Raw genomic sequence first — 25,506 nt, 5'->3', positions numbered from 1 at the left:
TAGATAAAAACAAGTGGGAGGAAATGACGATGACTTCAGTAATGTGGTTTCGTAAAGATTTACGACTTTCAGATAATAAAGCACTAGCAAAAGCTTGTGAGGAATCAGAGGAATTGATTTTATTTTTTCAATTAAATCCAGAACAATTTATCGAAGGCAGTCCTAACCATCAGGCCTTTTTTTCAAGTGTAGCGTATCTAAAAAAACAAATCGATCAACATCGCCACTTGCATGTTCATTTTGGAAATCCTAAAGATTCATTTAAAGAACTATTGAAGGCTGTGCCAGAAATTACAGATATTTATTTTAATACTGATGAAACGGGATATGGTGCTACTCGTGATCAAGAAATGCGTACTTTTTTTAAAGAACAAAAGATCCAAGTCCACGAATTTATGGATGGGTATCTGCATGGAGCAAGAGAAATTACACGAAATGGTAACTATTACAAAGTCTATACACCGTACTATAAAAAATGGATCGAGCAAGTGAAGGAAAGTCCAATCGAAGTGAATTTAAGCAAAACGACAGTAAAAAGTCAGCTGATTTTTGAAAAAGAAGAAGCGCGATTCAAGACGTTTTGTGAGCAATTACCTGTGCTTGACGATCAGCCTTTAGGTGAAGCCTATGCAATAGAACGACTGAAGAAATTTGTCAAAGAAGATCTTAAAGTATATGATCAAAAGCGCGATATTCCTGAAGCAGATCAAACCAGTCGCTTGTCTCGTCACTTGCGTACCGGTGAAATTTCGATTCGTACAGTTTGGCAAGCAGTTCAAAAGGCACCGAATTCGACCGGTAAAACGACATTCGAAAAAGAATTGTGCTGGCGTGATTTTTACCACATGATCTACGTAGCTTTTCCAAAACAAAAAGAAGAAAGTATCCAAGAAAATTATCGATATGTCGAATGGGAAAATAAACGAGCTGACTTTAAAAAATGGCAAGCTGGTCAAACGGGGTTTCCAATCGTGGATGCGGCGATGCATCAGTTGAATGAAACCGGCTGGATGCACAATCGTTTGCGGATGATCACAGCTTCTTTTTTAACTAAGGATCTTTTAATCGATTGGCGCTGGGGTGAAAAGTATTTTCAGCAGATGCTAGTTGACTATGATCCGGCAAGCAATATTGGCGGCTGGCAATGGGCGGCTTCGACAGGTACCGATGCAGTTCCTTATTTTCGAATTTTCAATCCGACTACGCAATCCGAAAAATTTGATCCAAAAGGAGACTTTATTCGAACGTTTGTACCAGAGTTAAAAGCAATACCAAATAAATTTATCCATCAACCTGAAAAAATGACCGAAGCACAACAAAAAGAATATGGGATTCAGTTAGGTGAAACGTATCCGTTGCCGATAGTGGACCATAAAGAACAACGTAAAAGAGCACTTGCAAAGTATGAATTTAGTAAAGAAAGAGCACAAGAATAGTATTGCGAAAGGACTTACAGTACTGTAAGTCTTTTCTTTTTGTTTAATTCTTGACTTCAAAAAATAGTTCGATTAGAATAATAAATAAGAAGTGACGAAATGTCACTTTTGAAGGAGCGAGTAAAATGCCAACACAAACTTTTTATAATTTAGCCGATGAAAAACGTATGTTGATTGAAGGAAGCTTAATCGATTTGTTCAATGAATTCCATATTAGTCAAGTCAAAGTAGCGCAAGTCGTAGAAACGACTGGAATCTCACGAGCAGCGTTTTATAAATACTTTGTCAATCTAGAAGATGCTCATCGGTATATTGTCCAAAAATTTGCCAATCAGATCCATCATGATATTTTAGATGCAGTCATGGCGACACCAGAAGACATATTCTTTGGTTTGAAAGAATATTTGATAACCAGTCTGACGCTCGATCGTTTGAGCCAAGAATTCAAAGGATTACACTTATTGCTTAAAGGAGAGACGACGACTTTATATAAGCGCACAACAGTCGACGAGAGTAAACACTTCATCGGTCAGTGGATGCGTTTATTAAAACAAAACCAATTTAACATCGAGACGAAAGAAGAAGCACATGCGTTTTTATTCTTTTTAATGGATCTGGTGACAGATTCCATCACTTCAGCGCTCGTCAATGAATGGACTGAAGATGAACTAGTAGCTGATTTTGATTTTCGAACACAATGGTTAATTAAAGGCTTAAGATAAAATTGGAGCGATAAATGATGTTTTTAGCTTTAAACGAAATTCGACATTCAAAACTACGATATAGTTTAGTGATCGGTGTGATGTTTCTGATTGCTTACTTGGTCTTCTTTTTAACAGGCCTATCTTATGGGTTAGCGCAAGAATTTCAAATGTCGATTGATAAATGGCAAGCCGATAATGTTATTTTAACAAGTGTTTCAAATGATAATTTAAATATGTCGATGATTACGCAAAAAGAATTCGATGCTATTAAAGCAAGTGATAAAGCAGGCTTAGTTCAAAAACCAGGTATTTTGGTCAAAGGTAATGATCAAGATGATAAGGTAAACGTTACGTTTTTTGGAATCGACAAAGAGCAGTTTATTGCGCCAAATATTATTGAAGGGAAAATGTTTAGCGAAAAGAATGAAGCAGTGGCCGATGAAAGTGTGAAAAAACAATATAACATCAAACTGGGGGATACAGTCAGTGTAGCTGGGACAGATGAAAAAGTAAAAATCGTTGGATTTACAGATAAAGCAAGTTACTCTGCCTCACCTGTTCTTTATGTATCGTATGCCACAACGACCGATTTAGGTGGTGCACCCACTAAAAATAACGAACAAATATATAATGCAGTTGTGACCAGAGGGACTGTCAAAGATCTACCAAAAGGTTTAGAAAAATTAACGATCGCAACATTTATTAATAAACTGCCAGGATACAACGCACAAGTATTAACATTTAGCTTTATGATTGGCTTTTTAGTCGTGATTGCTGCTGTCGTGATTGGGATTTTCGTGTATGTACTTACGATGCAAAAAATCAATATCTTTGGTGTGATGAAAGCTCAAGGGATTTCAAGTGCCTATATCGCACGCTCCGTAATTGCCCAAACGTTCTTTTTAGCTGTCGTAGGAGTCGTTGTCGGGTTGCTTGCAACACTAGGTTCTGCATTGTTATTGCCTCAAGCCGTACCATTCCAAGTGAATACGATGTTCTTTGTAGGTATTAGTGTCTTGATGGTGGTCATTGCGATCTTAGGTGCCGTGTTCTCAGTACGCACGATCGTGAAAATCGACCCGTTGAAAGCCATTGGATAAGGAGGAGATTAGATGAAAGCTATTGAATTAAAAAATGTAACCAAATATTTTAAAGACGGCGACGAAACGATCGAAGCCTTGAAACCCACTGATTTTTCGGTTGAAAAAGGCGAGTTTGTTGCAATCATCGGTCCTTCTGGTTCGGGAAAAAGTACCTTTTTAACGATCACTGGAGGCTTGCAATCACCTTCTGAAGGAGAAGTATTGATCAACGGACAACCATTTAGTGATAAAAAAGAAAAGGAACGTGCTAAATTACGATTTGATGAAATTGGTTTTATCTTACAAGCATCAAATCTCGTTCCATTTTTGACGGTCAAACAACAAATGAAGCTTGTGGATAAAGTGACACGGGCAAAATCTAAAATCGATGTTGAACAGTTATTCGAACAATTAGGCGTAGCAAAATTAAAAAATAAATATCCAGAAGAATTATCTGGAGGAGAGCGTCAACGAATCGCGATTATCCGAGCGCTTTACAATGATCCAACGATTATTTTAGCCGATGAACCAACTGCGAGTTTAGATACAGAGAAATCGTATGAAGTGGTTAAAATTTTAGCAAAAGAAACAAAAGAAAAAAATAAAGCAACGATTATGGTTACACATGATATTCGTTTAGTTGATTTTTGTGATAAAGTATACGTGATGAAAGATGGCGTATTGACACAAAAAGATCATGTAAAAGCCGAGGAAGTTTAGGGGGAAATGATGAAAAAACTAGTCAGAGTAAGTATGTCGTATATGATCATTGGATTATTATTTGGGGTTTATTATAGAGAATTGACTAAATGGTTTGATTTTAGTGGGAAAACACAACTAAGTACCCTACACACACATACGTTAGTCTTGGGGATGTTTTTCTTCTTGATTGTGTTATTATTAGAAAAAAATTTCCATATTACAGCACATAAATGGTACAAGCGATTTTATATCACGTACAATATCGGTTTGGGAATCACCTTATTACTTATGTTGATCCACGGAACAATGACCGTGATGGGGATTGAAAGTTCAGCAGCGATCTCAGGTATTGCCGGTCTAGGACATATTATCATGACGATCGGGTTAGGTTTTTTCTTTGCTATATTATTTGGTTCAGTAGAAGAGCATGCGTAGAGCATGTTCTTTTTTTGTCATAAAGGTTCTTTGTCAAATGGTGTTGTTTTAATCAAATCGCACTTTAGGAAATGCTTCGGCATTTCCTTTTTTGCGTTATTAAATGATTTCACAGATATTTTGTTGGATGAGAATACGCATCCGAAGGTGACGGAAAGTCCGAAATCCAAAAGCTATTCTTTTGATTACTTTGATAAGATTGTTCTTTCCTTCTAGTTTTCCGTTTGAATAAGGATATTTTAAGGAGTTTGTGATGGCTTCTTCGTGCTTTCTCAGGTAACGAATCGCTTTTTTAAACCCATCGTTCAAGGAATGTGGTAATGATTCAATCAAGTCAAAGAACTCGGTGAAATCTTTTGCATCAAAAGCAGCCAACAGTTCTTGATAGACCTCATAGCTTTGCCGTAGTTGGTCGTCTATAGAAAGCAGGTAATCTAACACCTCAGATTCTGTTAAGTATCTTCTTTGAAAAAGAGGAAACTGCTTGAAGGAGGTGTAGTTTATCTTTGAATTTTTCTTCAAAATTGTTCGCCAATACTTTTTCAATTTTCGGTAGTCTTTTTGAGCTTGTGGATCGCTTTTCTTCAGCTGATTCATTGTCTGAATCCGTTGTTTATTAAAGGCGCGTGTCATTTGTTGGATGATATGAAATCGATCAATGGAGATTCGGGCGTTTGGAAAGACTTCTTTGGTCATCGCATCGTAAGAGGCGTTCATATCCATTACAATATGTGTGACCTGTTTTCTTGCTTTTAAGGTAAACCGCTGAAAGTATGCTCGTAATTTAAAGTTTCGTCGATCATCTAGGATATCAAAGATTTTACCAGTATCTGCATCACTGACAATAAAGCACATCGCTCCTTCACAATCGCTAGTTCCTTTAAATTCATCAATCAGAAGATGCTTAGGAAGGTAAGTTAGCTTTTTACGAGGCTCTTCAAAGAAACTATCTAAGACCCGCTCAACGGTTTTTGTGGAAACGAAGTATCGTTTGGCGATATCTTGCATTGAAATCTTTTTCTTCAAATCCACAGCTATTGCAAATTTTAAAGCTTGTGAGATGTAACAATTCTCCGCTACATAATAGGTTTTGGCAGAAAACGTATGGTGACACTGGGTACAACGAAAACGCTGTTTATATAGATGAAGGTAAGTAGGTACTTCTTGATAAGGAATCAATTGGATCCAACTATCTTGGTAGGCATGACGAATAATTGAATCAAAGCCACAATATTCACAACGATTCACTTCTCCAGTTAATAAGCCGGTAAATACATTGGCCATCCGGCCATGAACAATCTCTTTACTAATCGCGTCTTTAGAGAAAGTAATGTGAGAATCCTTGATATTCAGGATTTGTTTGATTGATTTACTTGTATTTTCATCAGTACATTTGATATTCTTAGCTATGGACATTTGGTTATCCTCCTATGATTGGGTTTGGCGATTTAATTATAGGTCAACCAAATGTCTTTTTGTTATAAAAAAATATTTGGTGTCCTTACTCGGTTGAGAGTAACAACACAAAATATCATAGAACCTAAAAGTAACGTGTTATTTAATTAGTAGAAAAAAGCGCTTGAATTTGAGCGAAAATCTAGGCATGAAAATGGAGATATGCTACACTTTGCTTATCAAGTGATAAGGGGGAGAAAGGCATGTCACAATTTTTCAAATTATTTTTAACAAGTGCGATTGTCTTTTTGATTTTTGACTTATTTTGGTTGTTGGTGGTATCGAAAAAAATGTATCAACATTTTATTGGACAACTAATGGGAGAAGTAAAATTGGCTCCAGCAGTGATTTTTTATGTGCTTTATGTGATAGGTGTTGTCTTTTTCGTATTATTACCAGGAGTCGAAAAACAGAGTATTCTTTATACAATCGGTGCGGGAGCATTATTTGGGTTGATTTGTTACGCAACGTACGATTTGACAAATTTAGCCACGCTTAAAGATTGGCCAGTGAAGATGACGATTATCGACCTTGCTTGGGGGACTGGTGTAACCGCTGTGACGTCGGCAATTGTTTATATGATCCAAGCGAATTTTTTTAAGGGAATGTGAATGAAATGAAAGAATCAGAAGGAACCAAGTTACTCGAAGGTTTTTTGAATGGGGCTAAAGAAGTTGTCAATCAAAAACAAGAATTGAATCGAATCAATGTATTTCCTGTAGCTGATGGAGATACTGGGAGTAACTTGGCTGCTTTGATGCAAACGATCTTAGACCAAGTTTCCATACAAACAAACAGCATCAAAGATGGATTGAACCAATTATCAGAAGCGGCAATGATGGGTGCTAGAGGAAATTCGGGTATGATCTTTGCTCAATATTTTTATGGGTTAAGTACTAGCTATGATGATGCACTCGTAGCAGAAAAAGCACTTGTTTATGCAGCACAAGAAGCGTCAAAAAAAGCATATCAAGCTGTCTTGGAACCAAAAGAAGGTACGATTTTATCAGTTATGCATGTGTGGTCAGAACATCTCGTTGAGCAGATCGAACACGGAAATACCCTGATTGAGGCGTTGACGGTTGCAAAAAGACAGACTAAAGCAGCGTTGGAACAGACACAGTTCCAAATGGCTGTACTGAAAAAGAATAAATTAGTCGATGCAGGTGCAAAAGGATTTTATTATTTTATTGCCGGTCTAACCGAATATTTTTGTAATGGGGATGTCTCTCACTATGAAAAGATGCAAGTAGATCAACAGGAAGCAATCGAAGAACATTTTCTAAGCGAGGCACCTAGATATCGTTATTGTTCAGAATTTTTAGTCAAACAGTTGACGATAGAATTTGACACATTTAAAGCACAACTGGCACACTATGGTGATTCTTTGGTTTTGATTGGTGATCAAACACAAGTAAAGATACATATCCACACTAGTGAACCTGCACGATTGATGTCTTATTTAGTATCTAATGGTCAAGTGACGTATCAAAAAGTCGACGATATGCAATTGCAATATCAAATTGGACAAAACGCAAAAGCAAAAATTGCGATTGTAACCGATTCGATCGCAGACTTACCAAAAGATTTTAGCTTGGAACATCAAGTACATGTGTTACCGATGAATCTTTTACTAGATGAAGAAACATTTTTAGACAAATTGACTATCGAACCAGATTATTTACAGCAACGACTAAAAATAGCTAAAAGTATGAGTACTGCGCAACCGAATATAAAAACGGTCGATACCTTGCTTTCGTTTTTAGAAGGGAAATATGATCATGTGTTGGTTATCAGTGTAGCGGCTAAATTAAGTGGAACGTATCAATTGATCACCCAACGCATAAAAGAAAAACAGCTCTCTTCTAACTGGATTCAAGTAATCGATTCGAAGCTCAATTCGATTGCCCAAGGATTACTTGTCAAACGAGCCGTAGAGTTAGTTGAGGCAGATAAATCATTTGAAACAGTCGTGAATGAATTGCAGTCCTTGCGTGAACGTATTTTTATATATGTAGCAGTAGCGGATTTAGATCCGATGATTCAATCTGGCAGAATTCCCCAATTCTTAGGAAAAATCGCTCAAAAAGCCTCTGTTCATCCAATCGTCAGTCTAAATGAAGAAGGCGATGGCAAGTTGATTGGCGCTTCTTTGAGTCAAAAACAAAGTTTGAAAAAAATCACAAAAAAGGTCAGCGGATTTGCTAACAAACAGCGTTTAGAAGCAGTTTATGTCACACATGTGTTTAATGAACAAGCAGCACTTGATTGGAAAACGAGCTTAAACGCACGAGCGATACCAGTCGATGCGATCGTAGAAAGCTCAGCAGCGATTGCGATCAGTGCGGGACAATCAAGTTTAGCGATTGCCGGGGTATTAAAGGAGGAAGAAAAATGATGTATGGGATTGTTGCATTTGCATTACTCATCTATTTTATTTGTTGGTTTATTATTTCAAAAGGTAAACGCAAGTATTCGTTAGTCGATATTGCTTGGGGTGGGGGGTTCGTTGTAGTAGCCTGGGTCGGTTTGATTGCTACAGATTTGATTACATTACAACAATTAGCCATTTTAGTACTCGTGACATTATGGGGTGGAAGATTATTTACCCATCTTGCTCGTCGCAATTGGAACAAGCCAGAAGACTATCGCTATGTGAACATGCGTAAACGCTGGGGGACAAAATATGTCGATATCAAAGCGTTCTTAAATGTATTCGTCTTGCAAGGCGTATTATTATTTATTATTGCGCTACCGATCACGTATACATTTGCTAACCCAAATGAATCCATGATGTGGTGGCAATGGCTTGGCGTTTTGATTTGGTTGATTGGCTTTATTTTTGAAGTTGGCGGCGATCGTCAATTAGAACAGTTCAAAAAAAATCCACAGAATAAAGGCAAATTACTAACAAGTGGTTTTTGGTCGGTAACACGTCATCCAAATTACTTTGGTGAAGCCGTTTGTTGGTGGGGTGTATTTTTAGTTGCGCTGACCAGTTGGTCGACATTATGGCTGATTTTAAGTCCAATCTGTATTACATTGTTGTTATTATTTGTTTCAGGAGTTCCATTATTAGAAAAGAAATACCATTATCGTCAAGACTTTAAAGAATATGCAGCACATACTGCAAAATTCTTTCCAATTATTGGGAAAAAAGGGCTATAAGTTTAGCCTTTTTTTTCTACCAAAAAGGGGGAAAATCGATGTTTTTAGCATTAAATGAAATCAAACATTCTAAATTACGTTACACATTAGTCATTGGTGTGATGTTTTTAATTGCCTATCTGGTCTTTTTTTTGACAGGATTAGCTTACGGATTAGCCCAAGAAAATCGAATGGGAATCGATAAATGGCAAGCAGATAATATTTTATTATCCAGTGAAGCCAATGATAATTTGAATATGTCGATGATCGATCCTAAAGATTTTGATAAGGTTGATGTCAAAGACAAGGCTGAATTGTCACAACTTTCTGGTATCGTCTATCGTGAAGGGGATAAATCAGAAAAAGAAAATGTCAGTTTCTTTGGAATCAATCCAGATCAGTTTATTACTCCAGAAGTTACAGAAGGAAAATTATTTACAAAAGATAATGAGGTCGTTGCCGATGAAAGTTTAAAAATCAATGCAGGGTATAAAATCGGCGATACGATCATCTTAGCAACAAATGAAGAAGAATTAACTATCACAGGATTTACAAAAAATGCAAAATTTAATGTGGCACCAATCCTGTACACAACGCTAGATACGGTCCACAAACTAAAATACGGTGAACGTGCGCAAATGCAACCGATGAAATTAAATGCCATTGTGACAAAAGGGAAACTAACGGATGTACCAAGTAGTTTACAACGTTTAACGATTTCAACATTTATCAATAAACTTCCGGGATATAATGCCCAAGTGTTGACTTTTGGTTTTATGATCGGCTTTTTAGTCGTCATCGCTGCAGTAGTTATTGGGATCTTCATCTATGTTTTAACGATGCAAAAAACGGCGATTTTTGGTGTGATGAAAGCCCAAGGAATCTCTAGTAGTTACATTGCCCGCTCTGTTATTGCCCAAACGTTCTTTTTAGCGGTTGTGGGTGTTGGGATCGGGTTGCTTGCTACGATCGGCTCAGGACTTGTATTGCCAGAAGCGGTACCGTTTCAAAGTAATGCGTTATTTTTTGCCGCAGTCAGTATTATGATGGTTGTCGTTGCAATCATTGGAGCCTTTTTCTCAGTTCGTACTATTGTCAAAATCGATCCATTAAAAGCCATTAGTTAGGAGGAAAATAGATGAGCGCGATAGAAATGAAACACGTGACCAAGCAATTTCAGGATGGTGATGAGACGATTCATGCGTTAAAAGAAACGAATTTTTCAGTAGATAAAGGAGAATTTGTAGCTATTATTGGACCATCGGGATCTGGAAAAAGTACATTTTTAACCATTATCGGAGGCTTACAGAGTCCAACTTCAGGTGAAGTTTTGATCAACGGCCAACCATTTAGTCAGAAAAAAGAAAAACAACGAGCGGCTTTACGTTTTAAAGAAATCGGCTTTATTTTACAAGCATCAAATTTTGTTCCATTTTTGACCGTCAAAGATCAATTGAAATTAGTCGATAAAGTCACGAAACAAAAAGCACGGTCAGTTGGAACAGAATTATTTACTCAACTAGGCGTCGAAAAATTAGTTTCAAAATATCCAGAAGAGCTTTCAGGAGGAGAACGTCAACGAATGGCTATCATCCGTGCTTTATATCATGATCCTACGATTATTTTAGCTGATGAGCCCACTGCAAGTTTAGATACGGAAAAAGCCTATGAAGTGGTCAAAATTTTAGCAAAAGAAACGAAAGAAAAACAAAAAGCGACGATCATGGTCACGCATGACCTCCGTTTAGTCGACTATTGTGATAAAGTATATATAATGAAAGAAATAGCTTTTTAGTTATTAATAATAAATTTATTATCGTTAGAAGTTTCATCTTTAGAAAAGTTTGGATCAATTTTTCGTCTAATAATCTTTGCTTTTCCGGTACCAACAACCTTTCCGTCTTTAACAGTCTTCATTGTTAACTCATCTTGAAAAAATGAACTATTAGGAGAATTATTCGAGGACCGCTTCGGATCATCCATGGAAAGATTCTTCTTTAAAGTAGTTTGATTGTAGATTATGCTTAAAGACAAAATTAGGGAGACGGTAAGAATAGAAAAAACAGTTGCTTTCTTTTTTTTCATAGTAGGTACCCCCTATTTCATTGGCGTGGATAATAGAGCTGAAGATTGCTTGTACATTGTGCCTGAGTAGTATCCAGTGTTTCGATATTGTTTGTAAATTTTCAATCTTCCTGCATAATGATCGTAAATCCATTTTCCTTTAAGTCCGTCGTAGTAGTTTTTTACGTCAGCTGTTACATTGATATAGGTAGGCATTGGTTTTAGTGGATCTGCTCCCCAGTCAATATAAGTATACGAACTTACATAGTATGATGAGGGATTAGATCGTAATCTAGAATCTGGTTCTGGTAGTAAAGTATTATCAATCAAAGTGTCACTGTTACTCTGATTTTATCTGGTGAATCCGTTGATCCGTTAGAATCAACAGTAAAATTACCAGTTAGACCTGAAATATCTGAATTTTCAGCAGCAGAGGCTACAATTTGTCCAGTCCCGCAGAGAAGACAAGTCATAGCTAAAATACCAATAATTACTTTTTTCATGACAAAATACTTTCAGAATGTTTTTACTATTTGAAATTTTGCTATAATTTTTTGTGGTCAATTTCACTAGATAGTACTAGAAACTTCATGTTAAACTTTTAAAATCTTGTATATTTTATCGTATTCTTGGAATCTTACCAGCATAATGGCAATTATATCCGCCGTGAGTCCCTCCGCTTTGAACAGATTTTAATGGAATATTTCCTGCATATAACCATATCTTACCAGACATATTTTTTGAAACCTCACGATATACTTGGGATGGGTAATTCGAAGTGTAGTACGTGATAGTAGTAGAGGTTGATAAATAATATCCTCCAACTGCTCTCGTAAGATTTCCGTCAGGTTGTTCGATAATTTGATTGACTACAAAGTCGACACCTTCAGTACCAACATAATCTTTCAATACTAGGAAGCTTCCATCAGATAATTCAATTCTTGTATCTGTAGAACTAACTGAATCACTTTCTTCTGTCGCAGCAGAAACAATTAGCGGGGTGTAAATCCCACTACCAACGAATAAGCTCAAAGCAAGTACTGAACCAAACATAATTTTTTTCATAGCAATTCTCCATTCATTTAAGAGGACTCAATGCTAATACTGAGTGAGTAACTTAGCAACTTTTTGCTTGATATGTTTTGTAACTAAGGCTGATTTTATTCTGCTACATACTGTAGCAACCTTGATATAGCAAGGTTGCTTAGTCGATACTCCAAATCTTATTTTGTTCAAAATCATCGAATGTTTTGTTTGGCGAACCAAACTCTCCATTAACAACCACTATATTTTTCAATCTGTTTAGCTCATTATTGCTGTGTTCTGAAAGATTAATTTCTATGTTTTCTGATTGCTTTTTATTGCCCTTTTCGAAATTAGCTAATAATGAAATATATAAAGTATCATTTTCAATTGCTTCAGTATAACCCTGATATTTGAGACCTTGAGGAACATCAAAGGATAGCTCAATTTGCTCTGTATTGGTTAATTCGTCTGGGATACTAGCTGCGGTTACTATGTTGGGAGACATGTAGGTTATCTTTTGCTCTTTGTATCTTTGACCTGCTAGAAAAGAGATAGGAATGCAAATGATTAATACTAGTGCGATTATCCATTTTAAATTTCTACCCTTCCTAATATTTTTGCTTAAATCTTTTGTCATGGTGTTGTCCTCCCTTAATAAAGTATCAAGAGAAATTTCGAAAAGATCGCTTAGTCGAACAAGAGATTCTAAGTCTGGGTAAGTTCGCCCTACTTCCCAACTTGAAATTGTAGACCTAGAAACTTGTAGTTGAGAAGCAACATAGTCTTGTGTCCATTTCCGTTGTATTCTTGCTTCTTTTAGCTTAACTCCAATCTTCATGTAAAATCCCTCCTGAACTTTATTATCACTGGATGAACATTATAATCCTAGCGCTGAAATTAAGAATTCATCATATAATGTGCGACAAATCTACACAAATGATTTTTTCTTTATTATTATGACATTTTGTTCCGATTAGATAGTTCTTCTGCTTACTATAACTCTATCCTAGATGATTTAAATTGAACAGAATAATTCTAATTTTCCAGTAATCTGTTTTTACTTTTAGTTATTATAAAATTAACAGACACGAATTATCAAAACGGTTGTAAATTATCAAATTCGGTGATAAAATTTGCTTATCATGATAAAACGGTAGGTGAGTTAGATTGAACGAAAAAAAAATCTATAAAGTATTTGAAAAGATTGCATTGCCAGTTCAACTAAAAAATGTAGTTGTTAATTTGCCTATAGCTTTTGAGTATCGATATGATTATCTAGAAATGACGATTTTAAATGAAAACAAACGATTTGTATTAGTTAAAGAAAAAAGGACAGGGTCGATTGAATCATTTATAAACCAGGCGGATAAAATAGGTGAAATTATCGGACAAAAGATTATTTTAGTATTTACGGAGATACCTGAAAAAACTAGAACATTATTGTTAAAAGCTCGAATTCCTTTTGTGGATTATAAGGGGAATTTGTTTATCCCGGATCTTGGAATGTCCCTTAAGAGAATTCAAAATATAGAGCTAGGCTTAAAAGATAAATTATCTCCTAGTGAACAAGCAGTACTTATAAGTATTTTACTTAGAACAGGAAAAGGATTTACACCAAATGAAATAAGTGAAATAACCGGCGTGTCTATTCCGACCGTCTATCGAGGTTTAAAAAAATTTAGTTCGTTTAAATGGATTGAATCAGAATATGGAAGTTATTCGTTCTTACTTTCCAAAAATGACGTTTTTGAAAAAGCTGCTTCTTTTTTTACAAACCCTAAAAAGCAAAGTGTATATTTGAAGCACAAAGATATTAATCAATTAAGTGAAATAGAGACAACCAATACTAGGTTAAAAGTTGCTGGACTACCGGCATTGAGTAGAATATCAAATTTAGCAAATACCGAGGAAGTATATGCCACTTCACTAAAAGTGTTTAAGGAGTCAATTGAAGATTCAATAATGAGTAACAAGGAAGTATTTGAAGTGAATATTGGTAATAGGGTTGAACTAGAATTATGGAGTTATTCCCCATTTTCCCTTAGTAATGATCGATTCGTTGATCCAATATCGTTGTATTTTAGCCTTAAAGATAGCGATGATCCAAGGATTGAGATGGAACTGGATGAACTACTTTACAAAATAAAACAAAGTTTGGAGTAATTGAGATGCCGTTAAATAGTAATGAAAACTTTCTAGAAGCCTTTAAAGATTATTCGGATCGTTATGTGATAATTGGTGGTACCGCTACATCACTTGTTTTACATCAAAATGGATTGAATAGTCGTTCAACAAAAGATTATGACTTAGTGGTTATCGAAGAAAAGAAGGATCGGTTGTTTTATCAGGCATTTGTTGACTTTATTTATGCGGGTGGGTACACACCAAATAAAATGGATGAGAAGGGAAAACTATATCGCTTTAAAACAGATAATCCAGATTATCCAGCAATTATAGAGCTATTTTGTGTAACGCCAAATTGGTTCAGTAGTACATTAAGAACTGCTCCGGTACATTTTGATGAGGATATGAGTTTATCTGCACTATTACTTGATAAAGATTATTATGATCTTCTCGTAAAAGGAAAAATTATTGTAGATGGTTATTCAGTGCTGGATAGTAAATATCTTATTGTGTTTAAAGCAAAAGCCTGGTTGGACTTAACTAAAAAACGTGAACAGGGAACCATGCGAGTGGATAGTAGAAACATCAAAAAGCATTTAAACGATATAGCAAGACTATTAGGTTCTTTGAAAAATCTCGATTCGTTGCCCCTTAATGAACGTGTGCAAGAAGACATGCTGGAGTTCTTAGATGAATTACAGACACGAATAAATGAAATTCCTCAAAATGAGGATATTCCTTTTGATAAAACGCAGACATACGAGATGTTAACTGTATTGTTGCAATCTAAATAATAATCCCACCCTCAAAGGATTTATTATAGCTTTAATTACTTTAAACTACTATGTAATCAAAAAGGAGTAATTTTATACAGAAAAAATTGATATGAAGTCGCTTTGTATCAGCATTTTATTAGTAAGCAACCTCTAAGTAGTCATAGGGTATGAATGATGACAAACATTATATAAAATACACCACAAAAATTGAGCGAGAAAAACTTCGAGATACTGCTTTGGCATACTCAGCATTAGATGCAGCAATGCCTTCCAAAGATACGATGAAATTAGTAGAAGAATATGTAGATGGAAATATTGAAATTATTGAGATATTAAAAATAGTCATTGAGAAATATCGCTCGTCTGAATTTGAACGCGAATGAGATATGATGTTGTTCACGGTGACAGTAGATATTCCTAGGTACGATATGTCAAATATAAATAATTGTTGATTTGTTATTTATATTGAGTAGTCTTGTTCTGGTTTGCGTATTTTTTTGATGTACGTTTTGATGTACGTTTTGATGTACGAGTTGCTTGAAATCAGTTGAAATTGATTGATATAAAGATTTTTAAAAAATCTATAAACCCCTTTAGATTAAACGATAAACAATCGATTTGAGTTATTTATAAGCAAAACCAGGTCTTAAGAAAGCTCGTAAAGCATCTCAATTCTCAAAACGTTAATCAATTCCTTATTGTATCAACGTTTACAAGAATTTTTTGGTTCAAGTTGGTTCAAATTATAAATTTGACAAAGAATTTAAGAGGTTTAAAGCATCAGCATCTTGCTGGTGCTTTTTTTCTGGCATCAATTCAAGATAATAGTTCTGCGTTGTTTGAATATTGATATGACCTAAGCGTTTTGATACATAGGCAATATCAATATCTTGTGAAAATAGAAAAGAAGCATGAGTATCTCTTAGGCCGTGGAAGGTAGTTTTTGGAATATCTAGTTTTTTCAGTAATCTGGCGAGCTTAGCAGATTGTTGAAAGCCGTCAGGATCAAAAAAATATCCATTATCTTTAATCGGGACAGATTTTAGAATATCGTAGACTTCTTGATTAATGGAAATATCTCGTCTTGAATTTTTTGTTTTTAACGAGGTATCTTCAGAAGTTGGACTAAGGGAACGTCTGACATGGATACCATATTCAAAGAGGTCTTCGGGACGTATACCTAAAAGCTCTCCGCGTCTCATGCCAGTTTCTAAGGCAAGGAGTACAAGAATGTTAAACTCATTTTCTCGATGATTAATGACATAAGTACGCAGTTTCTTTAATTCGGTAATAGAAAGTGCACGGTTTCTCTTATCTAAAACTTTCCCTCGTGTTTTGACTAAATTTGCAAAATCGGTAGCAAGATAGCCACGAGCATAAGCATCACGTAATGCCGTTTTGATTTTCAATAGTACTTCATGAGTGGTTTTACGAGAATGAGTTTCTGCATACTTATCTATTTTTCGTTGTACTACAATATCGTTCAAATCCTTTAACTGTATATCGCCAAATAATTTCTTCACCACTTGAGAAGTCCTTTGATAATTTTGAAAAGTCGTTTCTTTTACATCGTTTTTCTTTATGATATGAATCCAGTTTTCAAAGAAGTCAGCAAATGTTGTTGTACGCTCTGCTAATTGTTTTCCATTTCCTTTCTCCAATTCATTTTCCAAAGCCCAACGAGTTGCTTCCTTTTTAGAGCTAAATGATTTTGTCAATTTCTTATGTTGACCATGATTGTAAAGTGAGATCTGAGCTCTATATGAGTTACCACGTTTAATTATACTAGGCATTTATAACAAATCCTTTCACTGAAAGATGGTTGATAAATGCTAGTTGAATACACCGTCATTCTACATGGCGAAAAGCATCTAATCAACCATCCTACGATATTTTAGCTAGATAGAGTGCGTCTTAATAAAATTAATGAGGGAAGTGACAGTGTATCGTTCTTGTCTTCCTATCATAAAACGCTCTAACTCATCGTTTGCGCGAACGAATTTATCAAAAGATTTTGGATCGATCCCTAAAAAATGAGAAGCTTGTTCTCTAGTAAGTAGATAGGGCAATTCATAAGTAGTTATTGTATTTTTCATAGTTTATTTCCTTTCCAAAAATGTTTTTTGGCTGACACAAGGAAATGTGCTATACTCAACTTGTCTAGGGCGGAGTACGTTTATACATTTTAATGTGTAAGCTGTGCTTTGCTTTTTTTGTGTATTTTTTCTGCCTTCATATTTTGAAGACACTGGATATAAAATTCTACTTCTTCCTGATAATAATCAGGCTCAGCAATCAAATTTTCTAATATTTTTTGCTGCCTTGAACTAAGTTCCCCACAGCTAATAATCTCGTTAATCAAATTTGAATCAAAATGATTATCTACCTCTTGAATAAATGCGAGGGTGGGAGAAACGCTGTGAATTAACCAATTCATACTTTTCTCAAAGCTTTGAGGAATTGTTTCTAAAGAAATGGTGGTTGCGCCATGATTGCCAATAAAGGCTGCCCATTTGGCATCGACTTTTGCACCTGGATCATTTGGAGCACGGTCATAAAAACAAATTGCCCCATTAAGTAACTCAAAGAATAGTTTGGTTAAATCATGGGTTTTTGAAATAATCTTTGCCAAGCTTTGCGCTTTCTCTTTTCGATACCGTAGTTCAAAGCGATTTTTTACTTCTGCTTCTTCTAAAGAAATTCCTCGTCGCTTTCGTTGTTCATAATCCTTCTGATAAAAGCAAAAGCGACACTGACTCTTCTTTGAGCCTAAATACAAGGTCTCACCATTTGATTCATTGTTTATGATATCCGTACCGCCATGAGATTCACTCACTTGAAAAGTGGTCCACACATGGCCTAGTGTTACCTTACGCTTCAGTTCTGGAATGCTGAGACTTCCCACAAAATCATCTAAAGTAAAATCAATCCGTGTAAAATTTCCCTGATAAGCTAATACCTTACGGAAGAACTCTTGCCAGTTGGATTTTGCGGTCTTCAAACGCATGGCAAGATGTTTACAGCCTTGACCTGAAAACTCCATTACGGTTCCTTTTACCGTATCGTCAATGGAATACCGAATCGTGATTACTTGATTCCACACATATTGCCCAATATAGCCCTTTGGTGCATAATCCAGTTCCTCAAAGCGTTCAATGGGCATGCCAATGATTGCCTCAATCAGTTTTAAATGTTGATTCGAGAAAAAGTGAATGGTTAGATAATCAATCAGAACACGATTAACCGGAACAAGCTCTTCTTGCAAACTATCCAATACAAGATTCAATTTTTCTGCACTTAATTGTCTCGTTCCTTTTTCTACTTTCGATAATAACGATCTCGAAATCCCCACTTTTTCTGCTAAATATCGCTGGGTCCACCCCCTTTCTTCTCGAGAAACTCGAATCGATTCCCCGAGATCATGTTGATTCACTTGATTCATAGAAAAACCTCCTTCTGCTATTTACTTGTCAAAGAACTACCGGACTTATTTTAAGTACATATTAATTGTACGCTTGTATTTATTTTAAGTCAATATGTTTTGACTTTTTTTAAGTACGCACGTATACTAAATTTAAGAATTCATCCTGAGGAGGAGTTTTCATGGAGATAGACAAGCAAGCAGTGGGCAATCGAATTCGGCAGATTCGCCAAGAGTTAAAGTTGAGTATGGAGAAATTTGGCAAACTAATTGGTGATTTACCGCGAAGCACTGTCAATAACTGGGAACGTGGAATTAACCTTCCAAAAACCGAAACCCTTCACCAAATTGCAGAGGTGGGGCATGTCACAAACGAATATCTTTTGTATGGTGATCAAGAAAATCAATACATTTTAGAAATGCTTCAAAAAAAGGCTGGTAAGCTTGATCCTAAGATTGAAGGACTGATAGTAGACGAAATGAAACAAGCCGGTCTTGTTAGTGAAAAAGAAATGGATCGGATGATTGAATTTTTTATTACAAACCTCATTCTACCAACCGAACAAGACCAGTTTACTTTCCAATGTATCGATGAGAAAAAGCAACTTTACCTTGGTTCAACTAATTTTGGTAAAGAAGCGCAACTCTATTTACAACATGATAATCAAAATCATATTCTGCACATAATGCCCTTTACCTTCTCCAACTTTAGTGTGGATCGCTTACTCGTCTATTTAGCAAATCAAGAATCCTATTCCTATTTTGGGAAACATTTGCCCAAGAAACTTGTTGAAAAAGCCATCCTTCTATACTCGATCAATCAATCAACCGGGGATGTGCGAATTGCCCCGTTGGTCTATTCAAAAGAAACCGCTTCTTATCAGTACACAGAGGACAATCAATATCTACTAGAACAACGATATCTTTATCTACCATTCGTGATGGAAGTCGAGAAAGAACGTCTGTTAAACGCAGCGTATCCATCATCAAAATGAGGTGACAAGATTGATAAACATGTGACAAAGAAAATACTGCTAGGACACTCCCCAATGGGTAGTTGTCACAGTTTCCTGTTCTTTGTTAGCCCCCTGTTAGAACCGGGGGCTTTATTCATGCAGTCCGGCTACGCCGTCCTGCAACAGCATTAAAAAGAGGAAAGACTAGCTTATACGGCGCTGCCGTCGCTAGTCTTTCCTCTTTTTATGCTACTACTTGTCTATTTAGATTTAACTTTCATCAGTCGTAAGCCGTTCAAGGTAACTAATATAGTTGCTCCCATATCAGCTAAGATAGCAATCCATAACGTTAACCAGCCTGGAACTACAAGTAATAATGCTAATAGTTTGATTCCCAATGAGAAGGTAATATTTTGCTTAATGATTCTCAATGTTTGTCGACTTAATTTAACTATAAAGGGAAGTTTCTGTAAGTCATCACCCATTAAAGCTACATCAGCTGTTTCTAAAGCTGTATCTGTTCCAGCGCCACCCATTGCGATACCGACTGTTGAGGCAGCTAATGCTGGTGCGTCATTAATACCATCACCAACCATGGCGACTTTTCCATAGGTTTCCTTAAGTGATTTAATATAATCTAATTTATCTTGAGGCATCAAATCGCCTTTTATTTCAGTTACACCTGTTTGTTTTCCGATTGACTGAGCAGTTGTAGCATTATCACCAGTCAGCATTATCGTATGCTCGATTCCTAAATCATGTAATTTTTCAATGACTGCTTTACTTGATTCTCTTAACTCATCAGCTACTGCAATGACTGCTAAAATTTGTTTATCTGTTCCTAAGAGCATTGCTGTTTTTCCTTGTTGCTGAAGTCTTTGGTAATTTTCAATAATCTTTGAGTTATCTGTTAAGATAGATTCAAAAAGCTTTGGACTCCCTACAAGATAGGTAATCCCCTCAATGTTTCCTTGTATTCCTTTTCCAGTAATTGAAGTAAACTCGTCAACAACTACTGATTTATAAGAAATCGCTCTATTATCAGCTTCTTTTAAGATTGCTGACGCGAGAGGGTGTTGAGAATATGATTCTAATGCTGTAATAAGTGAGAAATATTTCTCTTCGTCTTTTGAATCAACTGTAGTGAAATCTGTTACCGTTGGTGTTCCTTTAGTCAATGTTCCTGTTTTGTCAAAGGCAATCGCCTTGAGGCCACCAATTTCTTCAAGATAAATACCGCCTTTTACCAAAACACCATTTTTAGCAGAGTTTCCAATTGCTGAAACGATAGACACAGGTGTTGAGATTACTAAAGAACAAGGACAGCCAACAACTAATAAAGAGAGCCCTTGATACAACCAAGTATTCCAATCTCCGTTAAAAAATAATGGGGGAACGATGACGATTAATGCGGCAATCACCATAATGGTGGGTGTATAATATTTCGCAAATTTATCGACAAATGCTTGAGCAGGTGCTCGTTCACCTTGTGCTTCTTCAACTAGGTGAATAATTTTGGCAATTGTCGTGTCGTTCACATGCTTTGTAACTTTGACTTCAAGTGCACCTTCTTCATTAATCGTTCCTGCAAAGATATCATCATTAATATTTTTTTCAATAGGGACAGATTCACCGGTAATCGCAGCCTGATTTACTGAGGAATGGCCTTTAATGACTTGACCATCCATAGCAATTTTTTGTCCAGGCTTAATGATCATAATATCGCCTACTTCGATTTTTGAAACATTAATCATTTGTTCAACATTATTTCTTCTAATTAATGCTTCTTTCGGAGCAATATCCATTAGGGAACGTATTGATTGTCTTGCTTTATCCATTGAAAACCGTTCTAAAGCTTCGCTAATTGCAAATAAGATAACAACGATTGAGCCCTCAGTCCACTCGCCAATAATTGCAGCACCAATGATTGCAATTGTCATAAGAGATTCCATTGAGAAATTCAATTTTAATAGGTCTGAAAATCCTTCTTTAAACAAACTAAATCCGCCGATAATAATCGCTAGTATAAATAATCCTTCTGTTAATAGCGCATCTTCACCGTTAACTACTTGAGATCCTAATGCCAAAATAATTAAAAACAGTGAAACCAATAGGTTCCAGTTTCTTTTCACAAAAGGCTCTTTTGTTTCAATGCGAGGTTCTGTATCATGTTCGGACTGAACTTTAAGATTCTCAAAAGCTCCTGCAGCTTCAATTTCCGCAATAGTCGCTTCGCCTTCGATAGAGATTTTTCCGGCACCGAAATTTACTTTTGCATCGGTAACCTTTGGTATTTGAGAAACATTTTTTTCGAATTTTGCCGCACAATTCGTACAGCTCAATCCTTCAACCCGATAGACTTGTTTTTTTTCACTCATACTAGCACCTCATCTTCTAAATACAGTTTGGAATTTAGTAGTTGGACAAATTTATCATTCTTGATAGAGTAATAAACCAATTTCCCTACTTTCCGACTCACAACAATTCCATTTTTTTTCAATGATAATAAATGGTGTGAGGTTGTTGCCACGGTTGCCTCGATAGTTGCTGCGATATCACATACACATAATTCATCCTCATAACTTAGGGCGTAGATAATTTTTAAGCGATTCTCATCAGCTAAAATTTTGAAGACACTTTTTAAGCTCGAAATATCCTCAGTTTGTAACTTTTCTTTTCCTAGTAAAACTTTATCTTCATGAACACATGAGATTTCACAAATTTCGTTTTTCATACAGCTCCTCCTTTATTCTAATGGATATTTGAATGTAGTGTATCATAGATTAATAGAATAATCAAATTTTAATTTGAATATGTGAGGAGTTATATAGATTGTATGGATGCATCTATATAAGTAGTGATTTTCAAATTAGATTGAATCGAATGCAAATAATAAACTAATTAATTTGAACTGAAAGACAGAAGCATTTGACAAAACATAGATGATTATCTATATTTTTACATAAGCGCCGGCAGTTGGCATCTTAGTTGAAGTGCCAGTCATGTTACTGTTAGTTAAAATATCTAATCGCACAAAAAAATTGGTTCATTCAAAATCCATCAGAATTGTCTGATATCGGAGGAAATAATAATGAGAAAAATTTACTTTTTATGTACAGGCAATTCTTGTCGTAGTCAAATTGCAGAAGGCTATGGGAAAGCGATTTTGCCAACAGATGAATTTGAAATTAAAAGCGCCGGCATTGAACAACATGGGTTAAATCCTAGAGCCGTTCAAGTAATGGCTGAGGAAGGGATAGATATCTCTACGCAAACATCTGATTTGATCGATATGGATTATTTTAATCAAGCAGACCTAATTATTACGCTATGTGGCGATGCCAAAGATAAATGTCCAGTAATTCCAAAAGGGATTAAGCATGTTCATTGGGATTTGGAAGATCCAGCCAAAGCAACTGGAACAGAGGAAGAAATCATTAATAAATTCAGAGAAATTAGAGATGATATAAAAAGTCGTGTAGCGAATTTGCTAGATTAAGTAGCAACTGTCATCTATCTCGGTAAAAGATAAAAAGACGTAAAATGTCCTTTTGATAAATTGGAAAATTAAAGTAAAAGCCGTGCGAAGTGAAACATAAATCTTCGATGGCTCTTACTATTTTAAGAGAAAAGGATCTGCTTTTGGCGTAAAATTGGATTTATCTATCTGACATACTGACGAGTATTTTTTGACCCTATATTTGACCTTCTCAATCACATTTAAGTAGGTGTGACCGGCTTATACAATTATTCGAGAATCTAGTAGCTTAGCTAATTCTGGCCTTGAAACCCCTATTAGACAGCTATCCAGCCATCAATACGGTCTCAAATAAATAAGAGGGGAGGAATAACTCTAAAAAAGATTGATAAACTAGTAAGAAAATTGTATTCAACTACCATTCATCTTTGGTTCAAATTGGTTCAAGTAATATCAATATTAATCCTATTTTATCCATATCAAACTGTTTTTTAGATGTTTGTAATGTTGATATAATTGGATTTCTATTGATAGAAGTACTTGTAATAAGTACGAGTCACATCTCAAAACGTTAAGAACAGTTTCATATCAGTACTTTCAGGCGTTTCGCAATTCACTTTGCGAAGCGTCTTTTTTTGCGTTAGCAAAATGTTCAATTCTTTATCCTGTCGTTGGTTACTACGCTTGAAAAAAGTTTTTGCAACAAATAAGTTTTTCATTATAGCAATATCTTTTTTACAAAATGAAAGCTAAACTAAAAATATTTTTCCATCAAAAAAACTCAATCACCAATTAGAGATGATGGAGTTTCGTATAATTCACGTTTATCTAAATTTAAAAATAATGAAGTGCTTCCTGCACGGCACCTACCGCTGAACATGTACCTGAAGAACACCTTTCATAAGCGACATCTTTTTTATAGCTTCTATGTGACCGATTTTTGTATAAGCATACGGTGTAGAAAAATCTTTGTAGAAAATAACCAAAGTATCATTTCCGTAAAGCATGACATCACCAGCTTTTATCTGATGGACGAATACTTCATTTGAAGGGATTGGTCGGCTTAATCGTAGATATTTTTCATTTCCATAAAGGTCTTCCATTTGGAAATCAGCGGGTAACACCTCTAATAACGCAGGCACTGTTTCATTTTTTTCCCAATGTACGATTGCTTTTTTCTGATTCATATAAATGATCAATTCAGAAGCCTCGTTTGTATATTTTTTTGTGCTGTTTTTGGTGATGGTAGCTTTATTGGCAATTTTATCATCGTAGTCAATCCTCTGTTCATCTTTCATACATCCACTTATTAAAAATAGGAGAAGGGTTGTTAAACCGACTCTAAAAAAGAATTTCATGGTCTCAGTTTTAAATCACTTGCTTGGATGGACGTAATAAAATTTCGCTGATTGTGACCGAGTCTGGTTGCTCGATTGCATACAGAACTGCTCGGGCAACATCTTCTGGTGATAGACTGTTGCCGGGTTTTTCAGAAATCGTTCGTAATGAAGTTTCAATCGCTGGATCTCCTACAGTATGAAATAGTTCCGTAGAGACCATGCCGGGAGAAACGATAGTGGAACGAATGCCATTGTCTCTTTCTTCTTGACGTAATCCTTCCATAATTGCTCGAACAGCATATTTAGTACCGTTGTAAACGGCTGAACCGGGGTACACAACGTGACCCGCAACGGAATCGGTTGTAATAATTAGTCCGCTTTTTTGTTTTTGCATAAGGGGCAATACAGCGCCTATTCCATTTAAGACACCCATGATATTGATGTCTAGCATTTCGTACCATTTGTCAAATTCTAGTTGTGATAAATTGCCTTGTGGCATAATTCCTGCATTATTGAACAATACATCGACTCTGCCAAATTTTTCTATGGCAAAACGGATTACATTTCTTACTTGTTCACGCTTTCTTACATCTGCTTGGCAAGAATATACGTTGTCCCCCAAACTTTTTGCTAGAGCTTCAATTCGCTCTTTTCTTCTTGCAGCAATGACGAGCTTTGCACCTTTTGCAGCAAGAAGTTTTGCAGTTGCTTCTCCGATTCCAGAAGAAGCTCCCATGATGACAATTACTTTTTCATTCCATTTACGCATATTTTTCCTCTCCAATCACTTTTTTTATGGTTGCAGGCGAACCAGCTACGATGACATTATCCGCGACATCTTTCGTAACGGTAGAGTCCGCGGCTACAATTGAATTTTCGCCAATCGTTACGCCAGGTAAAATAGTGACGTTTGCTCCTATCCAAGCATTCTTTTTTATTTTTATAGGACTTACGAATAATCCGCGTCTTTCAACCGGGTCAATCAAATGATTTACTGTTATTAGCCGACTCATCGGACCAATCAGTACCTGGTCTTCGACTGTGATTCCACCCAAGTCGACAAAACTCACATTTTGATTGATAAATATGTTCTTTCCAAATTTGATATGGCGACCAAAATCACTAAAAAATGGTAATGAAATCGAAACAGTGGGATCAATTTTTTGTGCAGTTGTCATTTCCAGATATTTTAAGATCTCGCTATTGGAATGATACGTTGCATTCAGTTGAAAAAGTGTTTCTTCATTTTTGCTCTTTATTTCATGAATCTTTTCGAAAATATCAGAGTTTTGAAAAATTTTTTTATTTTGAATACTTGTTAAAAGGTCATTCCTCATAAATTCTCCTCCTGTCATTGTTA

The 25,506-nt window shown here is 35.8% G+C and carries 28 protein-coding genes; 15 read left to right on the top strand and 13 right to left on the bottom strand.

Annotation, left to right across the window (positions count from 1 at the left end; all coding sequences use genetic code 11):
* The first annotated feature begins 29 nt into the window (after nucleotides 1-29).
* The 5 genes from EsVE80_RS12665 to EsVE80_RS12645 all read left to right on the top strand — a co-directional run bounded on the left by EsVE80_RS12665 (nucleotide 30) and on the right by EsVE80_RS12645 (nucleotide 4,359).
* The gene (locus EsVE80_RS12665; RefSeq protein ID WP_137614762.1) at nucleotides 30-1,436 is read left to right on the top strand and encodes a cryptochrome/photolyase family protein; all 1,407 of its coding nucleotides are present in this window, start codon (nucleotides 30-32) and stop codon (nucleotides 1,434-1,436) included.
* 125 nt (nucleotides 1,437-1,561) lie between these two features.
* Complete coding sequence (locus EsVE80_RS12660; RefSeq protein WP_173104005.1) at nucleotides 1,562-2,158, top strand: TetR/AcrR family transcriptional regulator; 597 nt, start codon at nucleotides 1,562-1,564, stop codon at nucleotides 2,156-2,158.
* Nucleotides 2,159-2,175: 17 nt separating this feature from the next.
* The gene (locus EsVE80_RS12655; RefSeq protein WP_173104212.1) at nucleotides 2,176-3,240 is read left to right on the top strand and encodes an ABC transporter permease; all 1,065 of its coding nucleotides are present in this window, start codon (nucleotides 2,176-2,178) and stop codon (nucleotides 3,238-3,240) included.
* 12 nt (nucleotides 3,241-3,252) lie between these two features.
* A complete protein-coding gene (locus tag EsVE80_RS12650) occupies nucleotides 3,253-3,942 on the top strand; it encodes an ABC transporter ATP-binding protein (RefSeq protein WP_173104004.1) in 690 nt (229 codons plus the stop codon).
* A gap of 9 nt (nucleotides 3,943-3,951) precedes the next feature.
* Nucleotides 3,952-4,359 carry a DUF2871 domain-containing protein gene (locus EsVE80_RS12645; RefSeq protein ID WP_137614766.1) on the top strand — a complete coding sequence of 136 codons (408 nt, stop codon included), beginning with the start codon at nucleotides 3,952-3,954 and terminating at the stop codon, nucleotides 4,357-4,359.
* A gap of 99 nt (nucleotides 4,360-4,458) precedes the next feature.
* On the opposite strand, the gene EsVE80_RS12640 is transcribed toward EsVE80_RS12645, so the two are convergent.
* Nucleotides 4,459-5,775: an ISL3 family transposase gene (locus tag EsVE80_RS12640; RefSeq protein WP_173104003.1), complete on the bottom strand. Its 1,317-nt coding sequence runs from the start codon at nucleotides 5,773-5,775 to the stop codon at nucleotides 4,459-4,461.
* Nucleotides 5,776-6,017: 242 nt separating this feature from the next.
* Here EsVE80_RS12640 and EsVE80_RS12635 point away from each other — a divergent pair, with 242 nt between their 5' ends.
* The 5 genes from EsVE80_RS12635 to EsVE80_RS12615 are packed head-to-tail and all read left to right on the top strand — an operon-like array spanning nucleotide 6,018 to nucleotide 10,756.
* The gene (locus tag EsVE80_RS12635; RefSeq protein WP_137614767.1) at nucleotides 6,018-6,425 is read left to right on the top strand and encodes a DUF2177 family protein; all 408 of its coding nucleotides are present in this window, start codon (nucleotides 6,018-6,020) and stop codon (nucleotides 6,423-6,425) included.
* A 5-nt stretch (nucleotides 6,426-6,430) separates the two neighbouring features.
* A complete protein-coding gene (locus EsVE80_RS12630; protein WP_137614768.1) occupies nucleotides 6,431-8,212 on the top strand; it encodes a DAK2 domain-containing protein in 1,782 nt (593 codons plus the stop codon).
* Nucleotides 8,209-8,982 carry a DUF1295 domain-containing protein gene (locus EsVE80_RS12625; protein WP_197745903.1) on the top strand — a complete coding sequence of 258 codons (774 nt, stop codon included), beginning with the start codon at nucleotides 8,209-8,211 and terminating at the stop codon, nucleotides 8,980-8,982. Before EsVE80_RS12630 ends, EsVE80_RS12625 begins: the two co-directional genes overlap by 4 nt.
* A 38-nt stretch (nucleotides 8,983-9,020) precedes the next feature.
* The gene (locus tag EsVE80_RS12620; protein ID WP_173104002.1) at nucleotides 9,021-10,088 is read left to right on the top strand and encodes an ABC transporter permease; all 1,068 of its coding nucleotides are present in this window, start codon (nucleotides 9,021-9,023) and stop codon (nucleotides 10,086-10,088) included.
* Between the two features lie 11 nt (nucleotides 10,089-10,099).
* Nucleotides 10,100-10,756, top strand: coding sequence for an ABC transporter ATP-binding protein (locus tag EsVE80_RS12615; protein WP_173104001.1), 657 nt, complete (start codon nucleotides 10,100-10,102; stop codon nucleotides 10,754-10,756).
* Here the strand turns inward: EsVE80_RS12615 and EsVE80_RS12610 are convergent.
* The 4 genes from EsVE80_RS12610 to EsVE80_RS12595 all read right to left on the bottom strand — a co-directional run bounded on the left by EsVE80_RS12610 (nucleotide 10,753) and on the right by EsVE80_RS12595 (nucleotide 12,889).
* Nucleotides 10,753-11,046 carry a hypothetical protein gene (locus tag EsVE80_RS12610; protein ID WP_137614771.1) on the bottom strand — a complete coding sequence of 98 codons (294 nt, stop codon included), beginning with the start codon at nucleotides 11,044-11,046 and terminating at the stop codon, nucleotides 10,753-10,755. The two genes, EsVE80_RS12615 and EsVE80_RS12610, sit on opposite strands and share 4 nt — an antisense overlap.
* Before the next feature lie 305 nt (nucleotides 11,047-11,351).
* Entirely contained in the window at nucleotides 11,352-11,528 is a 177-nt protein-coding gene (locus EsVE80_RS12605) for a hypothetical protein (protein ID WP_170178040.1), read from the bottom strand.
* A gap of 115 nt (nucleotides 11,529-11,643) precedes the next feature.
* A complete protein-coding gene (locus EsVE80_RS12600; RefSeq protein WP_173104000.1) occupies nucleotides 11,644-12,078 on the bottom strand; it encodes a hypothetical protein in 435 nt (144 codons plus the stop codon).
* Nucleotides 12,079-12,229: 151 nt separating this feature from the next.
* On the bottom strand, nucleotides 12,230-12,889 hold the full coding sequence (locus EsVE80_RS12595) for a helix-turn-helix domain-containing protein (protein WP_137614773.1): 660 nt from the start codon (nucleotides 12,887-12,889) through the stop codon (nucleotides 12,230-12,232).
* 329 nt (nucleotides 12,890-13,218) lie between these two features.
* Here EsVE80_RS12595 and EsVE80_RS12590 point away from each other — a divergent pair, with 329 nt between their 5' ends.
* The 3 genes from EsVE80_RS12590 to EsVE80_RS12580 all read left to right on the top strand — a co-directional run bounded on the left by EsVE80_RS12590 (nucleotide 13,219) and on the right by EsVE80_RS12580 (nucleotide 15,334).
* Entirely contained in the window at nucleotides 13,219-14,214 is a 996-nt protein-coding gene (locus EsVE80_RS12590; RefSeq protein WP_137613986.1) for a sigma-70 RNA polymerase sigma factor region 4 domain-containing protein, read from the top strand.
* Between the two features lie 5 nt (nucleotides 14,215-14,219).
* Nucleotides 14,220-14,969 (top strand): hypothetical protein, encoded by a 750-nt coding sequence (locus EsVE80_RS12585; protein ID WP_173103999.1) that lies wholly within the window; start codon nucleotides 14,220-14,222, stop codon nucleotides 14,967-14,969.
* Between the two features lie 149 nt (nucleotides 14,970-15,118).
* On the top strand, nucleotides 15,119-15,334 hold the full coding sequence (locus EsVE80_RS12580; protein WP_173103998.1) for a hypothetical protein: 216 nt from the start codon (nucleotides 15,119-15,121) through the stop codon (nucleotides 15,332-15,334).
* A 360-nt stretch (nucleotides 15,335-15,694) separates the two neighbouring features.
* Here the strand turns inward: EsVE80_RS12580 and EsVE80_RS12575 are convergent, their stop codons facing one another.
* The 3 genes from EsVE80_RS12575 to EsVE80_RS12565 all read right to left on the bottom strand — a co-directional run bounded on the left by EsVE80_RS12575 (nucleotide 15,695) and on the right by EsVE80_RS12565 (nucleotide 18,393).
* Nucleotides 15,695-16,744, bottom strand: coding sequence for a tyrosine-type recombinase/integrase (locus EsVE80_RS12575; RefSeq protein ID WP_002406008.1), 1,050 nt, complete (start codon nucleotides 16,742-16,744; stop codon nucleotides 15,695-15,697).
* Nucleotides 16,745-16,849: 105 nt separating this feature from the next.
* On the bottom strand, nucleotides 16,850-17,047 hold the full coding sequence (locus EsVE80_RS12570) for a hypothetical protein (protein ID WP_002372025.1): 198 nt from the start codon (nucleotides 17,045-17,047) through the stop codon (nucleotides 16,850-16,852).
* Nucleotides 17,048-17,136: 89 nt separating this feature from the next.
* Nucleotides 17,137-18,393 carry a replication initiation factor domain-containing protein gene (locus tag EsVE80_RS12565; protein WP_173103997.1) on the bottom strand — a complete coding sequence of 419 codons (1,257 nt, stop codon included), beginning with the start codon at nucleotides 18,391-18,393 and terminating at the stop codon, nucleotides 17,137-17,139.
* A 161-nt stretch (nucleotides 18,394-18,554) separates the two neighbouring features.
* Here EsVE80_RS12565 and EsVE80_RS12560 point away from each other — a divergent pair, with 161 nt between their 5' ends.
* The gene (locus EsVE80_RS12560; protein WP_173103996.1) at nucleotides 18,555-19,367 is read left to right on the top strand and encodes a helix-turn-helix domain-containing protein; all 813 of its coding nucleotides are present in this window, start codon (nucleotides 18,555-18,557) and stop codon (nucleotides 19,365-19,367) included.
* Nucleotides 19,368-19,588: 221 nt separating this feature from the next.
* Here EsVE80_RS12560 and cadA read toward each other — a convergent pair whose 3' ends face one another.
* Together cadA and cadC are read right to left on the bottom strand one after the other, a co-directional pair.
* Nucleotides 19,589-21,706: a cadmium-translocating P-type ATPase CadA gene (cadA, locus tag EsVE80_RS12555; RefSeq protein ID WP_173103995.1), complete on the bottom strand. Its 2,118-nt coding sequence runs from the start codon at nucleotides 21,704-21,706 to the stop codon at nucleotides 19,589-19,591.
* A complete protein-coding gene (gene cadC / locus EsVE80_RS12550; protein WP_002372035.1) occupies nucleotides 21,703-22,062 on the bottom strand; it encodes a Cd(II)-sensing metalloregulatory transcriptional repressor CadC in 360 nt (119 codons plus the stop codon). Before cadC ends, cadA begins: the two co-directional genes overlap by 4 nt.
* A 357-nt stretch (nucleotides 22,063-22,419) precedes the next feature.
* Between cadC and arsC the strand changes: the two genes are divergently transcribed.
* A complete protein-coding gene (gene arsC, locus EsVE80_RS12545; protein ID WP_002372037.1) occupies nucleotides 22,420-22,827 on the top strand; it encodes an arsenate reductase (thioredoxin) in 408 nt (135 codons plus the stop codon).
* Between the two features lie 845 nt (nucleotides 22,828-23,672).
* Here the strand turns inward: arsC and EsVE80_RS12540 are convergent.
* From EsVE80_RS12540 to EsVE80_RS12530, 3 genes are all read right to left on the bottom strand, one after another.
* Nucleotides 23,673-24,104, bottom strand: a complete 432-nt coding sequence (locus EsVE80_RS12540; RefSeq protein ID WP_173103994.1) for a cyclophilin-like fold protein — start codon at nucleotides 24,102-24,104, stop codon at nucleotides 23,673-23,675.
* Nucleotides 24,105-24,174: 70 nt separating this feature from the next.
* Nucleotides 24,175-24,915: an SDR family oxidoreductase gene (locus EsVE80_RS12535; RefSeq protein ID WP_173103993.1), complete on the bottom strand. Its 741-nt coding sequence runs from the start codon at nucleotides 24,913-24,915 to the stop codon at nucleotides 24,175-24,177.
* On the bottom strand, nucleotides 24,908-25,483 hold the full coding sequence (locus EsVE80_RS12530; RefSeq protein ID WP_173103992.1) for a DapH/DapD/GlmU-related protein: 576 nt from the start codon (nucleotides 25,481-25,483) through the stop codon (nucleotides 24,908-24,910). The genes EsVE80_RS12535 and EsVE80_RS12530 overlap by 8 nt, the downstream gene beginning before the upstream one ends.
* Between the last annotated feature and the right edge of the window lie 23 nt (nucleotides 25,484-25,506).

It is taken from the genome of Enterococcus saigonensis, assembly GCF_011397115.1.
GTDB classification, from domain to species: Bacteria; Bacillota; Bacilli; order Lactobacillales; family Enterococcaceae; genus Enterococcus_C; species Enterococcus_C saigonensis.
Note: the sequence above shows the minus strand (reverse complement) of the source record. Positions and strands in the feature narration are given on the sequence as shown.